This is a genomic window from Kitasatospora sp. NPDC001132 (assembly GCF_053598415.1).
Map to the genome: position 1 here is coordinate 49,307 of NZ_JBSFKF010000028.1, position 12,628 is coordinate 61,934.

Here is a 12,628-nt window from a genome sequence, read left to right on the forward strand (position 1 = left end):
GGCTAGCTTCGGCTGTCCAGAGTCGGCCGGGGGTGAAAAGCCCGTGGGGAAAGGCCTGGAGGGGCGTGAAGTGAATCCTTGCTAGCCTTCCGTCGACGCTCGCAGGAGAGGGGGCCCGCCATGATGGTCCGACGGCCGCCCGGGCGGCGCGCCCAGATCCTGGCCGTGGCCGCCGACCGCTTCCACCGCAGCGGCTACCACCAGGTCTCGATGACCGAGGTCGCCGCCGGCGTCGGGATCACCGCGCCGGCGCTCTACCGGCACTTCCGCGGCAAGCCCGAACTGCTCGACCGGGCCGTCCTCCTGGGCCTGGACGCGCTCGCCGAAGGCCTGCGCGCGGCCCGTACCACCGCCGACCTCGGCACCGCGCTGGCCGCCGTGGCGGTCGGCCACCGTCCGCTCGGCACCCTGGTGCAGCGCGACGCCCGGCTGCTGCCGCCGGCCCGGCGGGCGGCGCTGCGCCGTGAACTGCGCGCCGACGTCGCGCTGATGGCCGCGGTGCTGCGCGCGGAACGGCCCGAACTGGTCGCTGAGGACGCCGAATTGCTCTGCTGGTCGGCGCTCTCGGCCTGCGCCGGGCTGTCCTACCAGTCGGCGGCGCCGCAGCCCCGGCGGGCCGAGGCGCTGCTGCGCGAGATGGTCGCGGCCGTCCTCGCGGTCCGCCTGGACGGTGCGGTTCCCCCGGACGGTGCGGCCACAGGGTCCGTCGGCGTACCGGTGCCGCGGCCGGTGGCGCGGCCGGCGCCGGAGCCCAGAGCGCGGGCGCGCCGGGAGGAGCTGCTCGCGGCGGCCGTGCGGCTGTTCCACCAGCGCGGCTTCGACAACGTCAGCACCGACCAACTCGGCGCCGCCGTCGGCATATCCGGCCCGAGCGTCTACCGGCACTTCGACAGCAAGGCCGAGCTGCTCGCCGCCTCGCTGGTGCGCAGCCGCGAACGGCTCTGGCACGAGGTGGACGGCGCGATCCGGGCCGCCGCCGGGCCCGGGGCGGCGCTGGAGGCCGGGCTGGGCGCGTACGTCGGCTTCGCGCTGCGCAACGGCGACTACCTGGGCGCGATGCTCAGCGAGACGGAGCGGCTGGCCCCGCCCGACCGCCGGGCCGCGGTGGACTTCCGTCGGGACTTCCTGCGCACCTGGGTCGGACTGCTGCGGCAGGTGCGCCCCGGGTACGACGCGGCGACCGCCCGGATCCGGGTGCACGCGCTGTTCGCGCTGGTCAACGACGGGGTGCGGAACCGTCCGCACTGTGCCCGGCCGGACCTCGGGGACTGCCTGCTGCGGCTCGGTCGGGCGGTGCTTGGTGTTCCCGGGGAAGGGGCGCCCTGAGCGGCGAGCGGCGAAGCGGCGCAGGGGCGTGGCGGAGGAGGACGTGGGGGTAGTGGTCCCGCGCGTCGGCGCCGCGGTCGGACCGGGTGGTGCCCGCGTTCCCGTCGTCGCCCTGCCGGGCGTCGGCCGTCCCGCCGTTGCTCTGCCGGGCGCCGACGTTCCCGCCGTCGGGGCCGTCACCGCGAGGCCGTTGGGCTGGTGGCCTGCAGGAGAAAGAAATGGTCGACGGATAGTCGCACTGGCACACTGAGGACCCATGTCTGATGGTGCCCCGCCCGAGCCCACCCCCGACGAGGAGCTGCGGACGACCGAGGTCGATCTCGGCGGCCTGGTGAACGTCCTCGCCACCCACCTCTACTCCACCCCGCTGGTCGCCCTGCGCGAACTCGTCCAGAACGCCCACGACTCGCACACCCGCCGGCTCCTGGAGGACCCGGACGGTGACCACCGCCCACTGATCCGGGTGCGTGCCGACGCCGCCCGGCGCACCGTCGCCATCGAGGACACCGGCGCCGGCCTCACCGAACCCGAGATCCACTCCTACCTGGCCACCGTCGGCACCGGCTACACCCGGATGCTGCGCGAACTGACCGGGAACCAGGAGCTGATCGGCGCCTTCGGCCTGGGCTTCCTCTCCGCCTTCTCGATCGCCGACGAGGTCACCGTCACCACCACCTCGCACCGCGAACCGCGGCTCGGCCACCGCTACCGCAGCCGCGGCGGCGAGCAGTACCAGGTCGATCCGGTGCCCGCCCGGCCCCACCCGGGCACGGTGGTCGAGCTGGCGCTCAAGCCCGAGCACGGCCACCTCGCCGACGAGGACGTCCTGCGCGACGTGCTCGGCCGCTACTGCGTGCTGCTGTCGATCCCGGTGTACGTCGGCGCGGACGAGCGGCCGGTCAACTCCGTCGAGGTGCCCTGGCGGCAGCAGGCCCTCCCGTCGCCCACTGCCACCCCCCGCCGGGACGCTTCGCGCCGCCCCTCCGACGGCGAGCAGTACGCCGCCCGGATGCGCTTCGCCGCCGCGTTCGGCCGCCGCTTCGAGCCGCTCACCGCCTTCCCGGTCCAGCCGGTCGAGGGAGTGACCGACGCGGTCGGCCTGCTCTGGGTCCAGGACGGCGGCAGCTACGGCACCAGCGACAACCGCGACCTCGCCGTCTACCTGCGCGGCATGCTGCTCGCCGAGGACGCCCGCGACCTGCTGCCCCGCTGGGCCGGGTTCATCGGCGGCGTGGTCGAGTCCAACCGGCTCACCCCCACCGCCAGCCGTGAGGACCTCCAGCGCGACGAGCACTACCACGCGCTCCGGAAGGTCCTCACCGACGCCATCGTGGACGGCCTCTACGAGACCGCCCGGTTGCGGCCCGCCGCGTGGCGCCGCATCCTCACCCGGCACGGCACCGACCTGCTCGGCGCCGCGCTCTGCGACGAGCGGCTGTTCACCCTGCTCGCCGACGACGTCCCGGTGCCCACCTCCCAGGGCGACCTCACGGCCGGCGCGCTGCGCGCGGCGGGCGGCGGCGCGGTGCACCTCGCGATCGGCAGCGGCGGCGGCTTCGAGGAGATGCTGTACCGGGCGATGCGGGTGCCGATCGCGCGCGGCGACCGCTACGCCGTGCGGCCGTTCCTGCACCGCTACGCCGAACTGCGCGGCTGCCGGGTGGTCGAGCTGGGCAGCGAGAAGGGCGACCGCGAGCTGTTCCGCGACCCGGAGCACCCGCTGCCGCAGCACGAGGCGGCCTGGCTGGCGGGCGCCCTCGCCGACCCGGGCGAGCAGCTCGTCCCGGCCCGCTTCGACCCGCCCGGCCTGCCGCTGGTGCTGGTGCCGGACCGCGAGGCCGAGCTGAAGGCCAGGATCGAGGACGACCAGGCGGACGCCCGGATCCCGTCCGCCGCCCTGCGGCTGGCCCGCGCCTTCACCGCCCGCACCGACGGCGGGGTCCGGGCCCGGCTGTACCTCAACCTGGACAGTCCGGCGGTCCACGACCTGCTCGCCGCCTACCGCGCCGGGCACACCGGCAGCGCGACGGCGGCCGGGCTGCTCCGCTCGATCAAGGTGATCATGGCCGCGGCCTCGTCCGGCCCGTCCGAGGGCGACCTCACCACCGCGCTGAACGGCATCGGCACGGCGGTGTCCGCCCTGACCGCCGCCGTCCCGGCCGGTCTGCCGGAGGTCCCGGACAGCCCCGGCGTCCTCTCGGAGGAGCCGTGACGGACGGACTGTCAGTGGGGTGCGGTAGACAACTCATCAGCACGACGCAGGGGGAACGGGCATGACCACCGACATCTGGGCCTGGGTGCGCGACACCCACCGGCAGCTCGCCGAGGCCGGCCATCACCGGCTGGCCGACGCCATCGTCGAGCTGCCCGAGCACGCCACCGAGGGGCGCAACGAGCAGCTGGACGCGCTCTACCCGGAGGCGGTGGCCGCCGCCCGGGCGCTCGGCCTGCCCTGGGTCGAGGTCTACCTGCGGCACTGGCGGATGCAGAACCTGCTGAACAAGCGCCAGCAGGGCGAGGCGGTGCTGCCCGAGGCGGTCGACCTGCTGGACTTCGCGCACCGGGAGGAGACGGCGGGCTGCCCGCAGTCCGTCTGCGTGGTGCAGGACTTCGCGATCTGCCACGCCCGGGTCGACGGACCGGGGTACGTGGCCGAGCGCCTCGCCGTGGTCGGCGAGACGCTCGGCCGGATCGAGCCCGACCGGGCCTGCTACGACTGCCTCTCCCGCGAGTACTCCGACGCCCTGGAGGACGACGGCCGGGCGGGCGAGGCGCTGGACCACCTGGACTCCGCGGCCAACCGGATGCGGGCGGCCGGCCAGTCGGTCTCGCTCCGCTTCCACCAGGCCCGGGCCGGCACCCTGCACCTGCTGGGCCGGCACGAGGAGGTGCTGGAGCTGCTGGACACCGCCGAGCGGGCCGAGCAGGCGCAGGGGCGCCGGCTGGACGAGCGCGACCAGCGCTGGGGCGCCCTGCTGCGGGCCCGCGCCTTCGCCTCGCTCGGCCGCACCGAGGAGGCGCTCGCCCTGCTGCCCGAGCGGGCCGAGGCCGAGCGCCACGCCGACCTGCGCCCCGCCTGGACGCAGACGGTCGAGCTGCTGGTCGCGGCCGGAGCACGGGAGAACGACGCCGAGCTGGGCGCCGTCCTGGCCGGCTGGGTCGGCTACCTGGACGGCGTCGGCGCGCACCGCCCGTGCGTGGACCTGCTGCTGGCGGCGGGTCGGCTCGCGCTCGCCCGGGGCGCCCGCACGGTGGCGCTGACGCTCGCCGCGACGGGAGAGCGTAAGCTCACCCGGTTGCGTCGTACCGACGGCGTGTCGGAGCAGGTCGCGGCCCTGCGCGCGGCCGCCGAGGCACTGCCGGAGCCCGAGCTGCCCGTCCCGCCGGGCGAGCTGACGGCGCACCTGGCCGAGACCGGGGTGCCCTACGAGACCGGCGCCGACCTGCTCTCCGTCGCCCTGGACCGGTACCGGGGTGAGCAGGCCGGCGCCACCGGGCTGGCGGTGCTCCTGGCCACCGTGCTGGGCGGCCTCGGCCACGCCCGGGCCGCGGCCGAGCTGCTGTGGCGGTACGTGGAGCAGGACGCGGCGGACCGCGAGCTGACCGGCGCGCTCGGCGAGATGCTGATCGAGGCCAGGGACGCCGAGGGCATCCGCCGGCTCGCCGACCGGGTGTCCGCCACCGCCCCCGCCGACGGGCACTGGATCCGCGCCCGCTGGGCCGCCACCGAGGGCCGCTGGGCCGAGGCGCTGGAGCGGTGCCGGACGATCCTGGCACTGGACGACGAGGTGATCAACACCCGCCGCCTCGCCGCCCACGCCGCCACCGAGCTGGGGGACCACGCCACCGCGCAGCGGATGTACCTGGAGCTGTTGGAGCGCGCGGCGCCGGCCGACGGCGCCGCCGAGGGGGAGGGCCACCGGCAGGTCCAGGAGCCGGACCTGTGGCACCTGATCACCGCGGCCACCGCCAACCGCGACTGGGCCGTGGTCCGCTCCACCGGCGCGCTGCTCGACATCGAGTTCGACGAGCCCGAGGGCCCGGTGGACGAGGAGTGGCAGCTCGTCACCATCCGCGCCACCCGGACCAACGGCGCCACGTCGGACCTGCCCGCGCTCCGGACGGGCCCGGCCACCGCCCGCATCCTGCCGGTGCTCGGCGACGACCTCACGCTCAACCACGGCGACGTGGTGGTCTTCGCCCCGGCCCTGCTGGAGCGCCCGCCGGCCGAGGACGCGCCCGAGGAGGAGCGGCGGCACTGGCGCCCGGTGTTCGAGCTGCTCACCCTGCTCGACCCGGCCGGGTACACCACGTACTGGATCGACGGCGCCTGGCCCGGGGACGAGCGGTGGTCGGCCCTGCGCGAGGAACTGCACGACGCCGGCTACGCGGTCTGGGTCTACAGCGGGGACCAGTACCGGATCACCGACCCGGCGGACGGCGGCGACACCCTGCCCGGCGTCTACGCGGCCCTCGGCGTGCCGCCGACCGCCTCGGCCGCCGAGGCCGACGCCCTGCTGCTGCGGCTGACCGACGGCCTGGCGCACCCGCTCGCCTGGCCGGCGCTGGCCAAGGCGGCCGGCGCGGACCTCGCCCGGCACGAGGAGACGGTCGAGCGCTACGGGCTCTGACCCCCCCGACCACGCGGCCCCGGTGGGCCGGCCCTCCCGGGCCCCCGCCGGGGCCGCGTGCTTTCCGTCCGCGTCCCGTCCGCGTTCCCGGCTGCGTCCCGTCCGTGGTCCCGGCCAGGGAACCATCCGGCCCCCCGCCGAGTCTTTGTCAATGCTTTACTGTTTCATTGCCAAGACTCGACCCTCCCGGAGTGCCGCACCGTGACCAGCCTCGCCCTCGGCCCGTCCTGGCTCGATCCGACCACCCTGATCTCCACCTTCGGCCTGATCGGCATCCTGGCCGTCGTCTTCGCCGAGTCCGGTCTGCTGATCGGCTTCTTCCTGCCGGGTGACTCGCTGCTGTTCACCACCGGCCTGCTGGTGGCCGGCGGCACCTACCTGCACCAGCCGCTCTGGTCGGTCTGCGCGCTGGTCGTGGTTGCCGCGGTGGCCGGGGACCAGGTCGGCTACCTCTTCGGCCGCAAGGTCGGCCCGAGCCTCTTCCGCCGCCCCGACTCCCGGGTCTTCAAGCAGGAGAACGTCGAGAAGGCCGCCGCGTTCTTCGACCGGCACGGGCCCAAGGCGATCGTGCTGGCCCGCTTCGTGCCGATCGTGCGCACCTTCACCCCGATCGTCGCGGGGGTGAGCAGGATGAACTACCGAAGCTTCGTGGTGTTCAACGTGCTCGGCGGGGTGCTGTGGGGCGGCGGCGTCACCGTGCTCGGCTACTTCCTCGGCCGGATCCCGTTCGTCCGGGACAACATCGAGGCCATCCTGGTCGGCATCGTGCTGGTCTCGGTGATCCCGGTGGCGATCGAGCTGCTGCGGGCGCGCCGCTCCGGCGCGGCGCGGGCCGCCCGCCACCGCGCCGGGTAGGCGTCCGCCGCTCCGGCCACGGGACGCCGCGTACATGTGCGTCAAGCTGTTCGATCAGGCAAGGTGTAACCCGAGATCGAGCGGCGGCAGACGGCCGCCAGGGGTGGCGAGGAGCGGAAGTGCCTAAGCGGGGCCGACCGGGAGCGGGCAAGCGGGCGAGGGGAGGCCGGGCGGTCCGACAGGCGCGGCAGACACCCCCGACGCCGGTGCACCCCGCCGACGCCCCGCCGACGGAGGGCCTGCTCGGCCACGCCGCCCCGCCGGTCGAGCCCACCACCGTCGTCCCGCTCGCCCCGCCCGTCCCTGAGACCAAGGGGCTGCTGGCCCCCGAGCCCGAACCGGTGCCCGCGTCGGCGGCCCGCCCCGAGACCGGCCGGACCGAGACCGGGCGGGCCGAGGCCGGACGGACCGAGGCCGAGCGCCCGGTCCGCCGCCGCTCGGTCGCCGAGGACACCCTCACCCCCGAGGAGTGGCGGGCGGCCGGCTACACCCCGCCCACCGGCATCCCCATACCGGAGCTGACCGCCGGCGCTCCCGGCGAGGCGCCCTGGCCGGACCGGATGCGCACCCTGCTGCGCACCCCGATGTCCGAGCGGCCCGCCTTCGAGCGCACCGCCCGCGAGATGCACCCCTCCTCGGGCGTCACCCGCAACGTCCCGCGCATCCTCGACCTCACGCTGCGCATCGGCGAGCTGCTGCTGGCCAGCGGCGAGGCCGCCGAGGACGTCGAGGCGGCCATGCTCGGCATCGCGCACGCCTACCGGCTGGACCGCTGCGAGCCGCAGGTCACCTTCACCCTGATCGGCATCTCGTACCAGCCCTCGCTGGTCGAGCCGCCGGTCACCGCCGACCGCGTGGTGCGCCGCCGCACCTCCGACTACACCCGGCTCGACGCGGTGTACGAGCTGGTCGCGGACATCACCGCGGAGAAGGTGACGGTCAACGACGCCTACCGCCGGCTCGCGGTGATCCGCCGCAACCGGCACCCGTACCCGGCCTGGTTCCTGGCCCTGACCACCGGCCTGCTGGCCGGTGCGGCGACCTTCCTGGTCGGCGGGAAGATGGACGACAAGGGCTGGCTGGTGTTCGCGAGCGCCTTCGTCGCCGCCGTCCTCGGCGACCGGCTGGCCTCCGCGCTGGCCAAGCGCCGGCTGCCGGAGTTCTACCAGTTCGTGGCGGCCGCGATGCCGGCCGCCGCCTCCGGGATCATCCTCTCGCTCAACGACTGGGGCCTGCGCGGCTCGGTCGTGATCACCGGCGGCCTGTTCGCCCTGCTGCCCGGGCGCGCCCTGGTCGCCGCCGTGCAGGACGGCCTGACCGGCTTCTACATCACCGCCGCCGCACGCCTGTTGGAAGTGGTCTACCTGGTCGCGGGCATCGTGATCGGCGTGATGGTGATCCTCTACCTGGGCGTCGGCTTCGAGGCGAACCTGCGCCCGGACGAGAGCCTGGTGGGCGTCAACTACCCGCCGGTCCAGATGGTCGCGGCGATGGTGCTGACCCTGGCCTTCGCGACACTGCTCCAGACCGACCGCCGCGCCCTGGCCCTGGTCACCGTCAACAGCGGCATCGGCTGGGCCAGCTACGGCGCGCTGGTGTACAACGCGGGCGTCAACCCGATCGCGGCGACCGGCGTGGCGGCCGGCCTGGTCGGCCTCTTCGGCCAGCTGATGGCGCGCTACCGCAACGGTTCGGCGCTGCCGTACGTGACCGCCGCGATCGGCCCGCTGATGCCCGGTTCGGCGCTCTACCTCGGGATGCTCGCCTTCGCCCAGGGCCACTCCAGCGCCGGCCTGGTGTCGGTCTTCCGGGCGGCGGCGATCGCGATGGCGCTGGCGGTCGGGGTGAACCTGGGCGGGGAGATCGCCCGGCTGTTCATGAAGCTGCCGGTCGGCGCCGAGCTCCCGTCGCTCTACCCGGCCATGCCGCGCCGGGCGGCCAAGCGCACCCGAGGATTCTGACCTGACGTCGGCCGGTGTCGGGGGCGGGTCGGGCCCCGGGCCACGTCACGTCAGGCAGGACGCAGGACCAGGAACGAAGGTAAGACCCATGACGACACTGCTGGACGGCTACCGCGAGCACATCGTCGCCGCGCACAAGCAACCGCTGTTCCTGCTGTTGGTCGGATTCATCACCTCCTTCGTCTGCATCCGGTTCAGCGTCCGGATGATCCGCGCCCAGGTGCGCTGGTGGCCGGGCAACGTGACCCCGGGCGGCCTGCACATCCACCACATGGTGTTCGGCCTGGGCTTCCTGCTGCTCGGCGGCATCGGGGTGTTCGCCACCTACGGCGGGCACCCGTGGATCAACTGGTTCGGGCTGGCCTTCGGCATCGGCTGCGGCCTGGTGCTGGACGAGTTCGCGCTGATCCTGCACCTGGACGACGTGTACTGGAGCGAGCAGGGCCGCAAGTCGGTGGACGCGGTGATCTTCGGCATCCTGTTCACCTCCCTGCTGCTGGTCGGGTACGTGCCGCTGGGCGTGGTGCCCGGCGAGGAGACCAGATGGGGCCTGGTCACGATCCTCTCGGTGAACGCGCTGGCCTCGGTGATCACCCTGATCAAGGGGAAGGTGTGGACCGGCCTGCTCGGGATCATGGTCCCCGGCCTGTCCTGGATCGGGGCGATCCGGCTGGCCCGCCCGAGTAGCCCGTGGGCCCGCTGGCGGTATGCCACGCGCCCCCGCCGACGGGCGCGCGCGCTCCGGCGCGAGCGCCTGCTGCACCGGCGCGCGGACCTGGCCCGCACCTGGCTCTTCGACCTGATCGCCGGGGCTCCCGACAAGGTGCCGGCCAACCACCCGGCCGCGCACCGGGTGGCCGAGCGGATGGCCGCCCGGGCCACCGCCCACCTCGACGCGCACGCCGCCCGGGCGCTGGCCCGCCGACAGGCCCGGCTGGTCGACCGCCGCTCGGCGGCCGCGGCGGGGGCGGGGGACCGGCGCCCGGGCGCGGTGGACCCGGCGCCCGGGGTGGCCGAGGCCGGTCCGGCCCGCTCCCGCCAGGCGCAGCAGCGCCGCCGTACCGTCCGGGCCGGGCGCAGCCGGGCCTTCGCCGTCGCGCCGGCCGGGCCGGAGAGCCGGCCCGAGCGGCAGCCCCGGCTGCGGAAGCACACCCGACGGATCGGCCGGTAGCCCGCGGCGCTCCGCGCGCGCCGGGTGCCGGTGCGACGGCCCGGCGTGCCCGGCTGTTCGCTCGGTTGTCGCGCTGGGCCTGTTCGCTCAGCCAATGGCGAGATTAGTCAGATCATCTGATAGTCACCCGACCCGCCGAGCATTTTCCAGGTGTGAAGGCCGCCGGAATTGAGAACATGAGCGCCATGTGACCGTTCTGTCACGTGATGGGATGATTCATCGGACCTCCCGCCGCCCCGGCCGCCGTCCACCCGCGGGCCGCGCACCGTCCGACGCCGTCCCCTCCGGACCCGTCAGAAGGGATGCCGCGTGGCGCGCAGGATCCTGCCGGCCCTCCTGTTGTCCCTCACCGCCCTGCTCGGGCTGCTCCCCGCCGCCCAGGCCGCCCCCGCGGCCCCCGCGGCCCCCGCGGCCCCCGCGCCGACGGTCGGCCGGGCCGCGGACGAGGACCCGTACCCGACCACCGAGGAGATCGACCGGGCCGGGGCCGAGGCCGAGGGCAAGGCCTCCTCGGCCGCCGCCCTGGAGGCCGCGCTCACCGCCGCCCGGGCCGACCTGGACCGGGCCGGACGCGCCGCCGAGCAGGCCGTCGAGGCCTACAACGGCGCCCAGCTCGCACTCGCCCGGGCCCGCGCCGAGGAGGCGGCCGCCGTACGGCGCGCCGCCACCGCCGAGACCGAGCGGGCGGCCGCCGCCGATGACGCGGCCCGGCTCGCGGCCGAGACGTACCGGCAGGGCGCGGGCGCCGAACTCTCCGCGCTCAACGCGCTGCTCGGCTCCCACGGTCCGCGCGAGGCGGGCGACCGCGCCGCCGCGATCGGCCAGGTCAGCGAACGCACCCGGCACGTCCTGGACGCCGCCACCTCCACGGCCGCCGCCGCCCGCAGTGCGTCCGCCGCCGCCGGGGCCGCCACCGAGGCCGCCGGGCGGGCCGCCGCCGAGGTCGGCGCGGCCGAGGTCCGGGCGGAACAGCGGCTGGCGGCCCAGCAGGCCGAGGTGACGGCCGCGGCGCAGCGCCGCGAGCAGCTGCTCGTCGAGCTGGCCGCCGCCCGGGACACCACCGTCGAGCTGGAGCGCCAACGCCGCGAGGCCCTGGAGGCGATCGCCGCCCGCGAGGCCGAGGCCGCCGCCCGGGCCGCCGCCGAGCAGGCCGCCCGGGAGGCGGAGGCCGCCTCGGCCGGCACCAGGACCCAGACGCCGCCCTCCCGTCCGTGGTCCGCCGAGGGCGCGGCCGCCGCCGTCGCCTTCGCCAGGTCCAAGATCGGCCTGCCCTACGTCTGGGGCGGTGAGGGCCCGGGCGGCTACGACTGCTCCGGGCTGACGATGATGGCCTGGCGCGAGGGCGGCCGGCAGCTCAACCACTTCGCCGCCGACCAGTACGCCCAGAGCACCCCGATCGGCTACCGCCAACTGCGCCCCGGCGACCTGGTCTTCTGGACCGACACCGGGCGCGCCGCCGACATCCACCACGTCGGGCTCTACATCGGCGACGACCAGATGATCGAGGCCCCGCGGGCCGGCATGCCGATCAAGCAGGCCAGCCTCTGGATCATGGGCACCCCGAACTTCTACGCCAGGCCGTAGCGCCTGTCCTCGAACTCGCGTCCGCGGGGCGCCGCCGGGCCCCGCGGCGTCGGGTCCGCGGTGTCGGGTGCCGCGGCGGCGCGGGACGGTCAGCGGCCGTTCAGGGCGGCGGCCAGCTCCTTGCGGCTGTCGCGCAGCCGCAGGACGGCCCAGCCCCAGGCGGCGGCGAGCGGGAGCGACACCAGCAGGACGGCGACCGCGCCGCCGATCCGGCCGATCATCTCGGAGTCGCAGGCCTCCTGCATGTGGAAGCCGGTCGGCTCGTAGAAGGCCGGCGAGCCGCAGAGCCCGTTGCCGGGGACGAAGACCAGCCAGAGCGCCCAGAGCCAGCAGGCGACGGCCAGCGCGCCGACGAGCTTCGCGGTCGACGACCGGCCCTCGTACTCCTTCAGCTTGCGGAAGTACTCGTCCTCCATGGATTCCCCCCGGGATGCGGATCGTCTGTGCCTGAACCGGCACGAGGATGCCAGCCCGGGCCGTCCGGACGCCACTGTCGGTGGGCCGCGCTAGCGTGGCCGCTCGGACCGGTGCTGAGGAGGCGTCATGCGGTTGCGGGATGTTCGGGCGGGGGACGTCGAGGCGTACGTCCGGATGCGCTGCGACCCGGTGATGATGGCCGAACTGGGCGGACCGCTGCCCCGGGAGCGGGTGGAGGCGCGGCTGTGCAAGGACCTCTCCCTGGTGGCCGCGGACGTCTCCTGGATCAGGATGATCGTGCCGGACGGCGCCGCGGACGACGAGGCGGTGGGCACGGTCACGCTCTGGTCGGACCAGGACGGCGGTGTGACGGTCTCCGAGATCGGCTGGATGGTGCTGCCCGGGTACCAGGGCCGCGGCCTCGCCAAGGCGGCCGTGCGCCAGGTGCTGGACGCCGCCGCCGAGGACGGCCGCTGGGGCGAGGTGCACGCCAACCCGGGGGCGGGCAACGGGCCGTCCAACGGGATCTGCCGGGCGCTCGGCTTCCGGCTGCTCGGTGAACGGGACCTGGACTTCGCGGACCGCGTCCTGCGCACCAACCACTGGGTGGTGGTGCCGGGTGAGCACCTGGGATCGGGTACGGATTAATTCGGATGCCGCCCCGGGAGGGCCGCCGTACGGTG

The 12,628-nt window shown here is 75.3% G+C and carries 9 protein-coding genes; 8 read left to right on the plus strand and 1 reads right to left on the minus strand.

Annotated elements, in window-relative coordinates:
• The first annotated feature begins 120 nt into the window (after positions 1–120).
• From ACWDBE_RS29455 to ACWDBE_RS29485, 7 genes are all read left to right on the plus strand, one after another.
• Positions 121–1,326, plus strand: a complete 1,206-nt coding sequence (locus ACWDBE_RS29455; RefSeq protein ID WP_449788349.1) for a TetR/AcrR family transcriptional regulator — start codon at positions 121–123, stop codon at positions 1,324–1,326.
• 256 nt (positions 1,327–1,582) lie between these two features.
• Positions 1,583–3,538: an ATP-binding protein gene (locus ACWDBE_RS29460; protein ID WP_449788348.1), complete on the plus strand. Its 1,956-nt coding sequence runs from the start codon at positions 1,583–1,585 to the stop codon at positions 3,536–3,538.
• Between the two features lie 61 nt (positions 3,539–3,599).
• A complete protein-coding gene (locus ACWDBE_RS29465) occupies positions 3,600–5,957 on the plus strand; it encodes a hypothetical protein (protein ID WP_449788347.1) in 2,358 nt (785 codons plus the stop codon).
• Between the two features lie 201 nt (positions 5,958–6,158).
• On the plus strand, positions 6,159–6,812 hold the full coding sequence (locus tag ACWDBE_RS29470; protein ID WP_449809542.1) for a DedA family protein: 654 nt from the start codon (positions 6,159–6,161) through the stop codon (positions 6,810–6,812).
• Positions 6,813–7,018: 206 nt separating this feature from the next.
• Positions 7,019–8,773, plus strand: coding sequence for a threonine/serine exporter family protein (locus ACWDBE_RS29475; RefSeq protein ID WP_449788345.1), 1,755 nt, complete (start codon positions 7,019–7,021; stop codon positions 8,771–8,773).
• A gap of 88 nt (positions 8,774–8,861) precedes the next feature.
• Positions 8,862–9,944: a hypothetical protein gene (locus ACWDBE_RS29480; protein WP_449788344.1), complete on the plus strand. Its 1,083-nt coding sequence runs from the start codon at positions 8,862–8,864 to the stop codon at positions 9,942–9,944.
• 309 nt (positions 9,945–10,253) lie between these two features.
• Entirely contained in the window at positions 10,254–11,528 is a 1,275-nt protein-coding gene (locus ACWDBE_RS29485) for a C40 family peptidase (protein ID WP_449809543.1), read from the plus strand.
• A gap of 89 nt (positions 11,529–11,617) precedes the next feature.
• Here the strand turns inward: ACWDBE_RS29485 and ACWDBE_RS29490 are convergent, their stop codons facing one another.
• On the minus strand, positions 11,618–11,944 hold the full coding sequence (locus ACWDBE_RS29490; RefSeq protein ID WP_449788342.1) for a hypothetical protein: 327 nt from the start codon (positions 11,942–11,944) through the stop codon (positions 11,618–11,620).
• A gap of 127 nt (positions 11,945–12,071) precedes the next feature.
• On the opposite strand from ACWDBE_RS29490, the gene ACWDBE_RS29495 reads away from it, so the two are divergent.
• Positions 12,072–12,593 carry a GNAT family N-acetyltransferase gene (locus ACWDBE_RS29495; RefSeq protein WP_449788341.1) on the plus strand — a complete coding sequence of 174 codons (522 nt, stop codon included), beginning with the start codon at positions 12,072–12,074 and terminating at the stop codon, positions 12,591–12,593.
• The last annotated feature ends 35 nt before the right edge of the window (positions 12,594–12,628 follow it).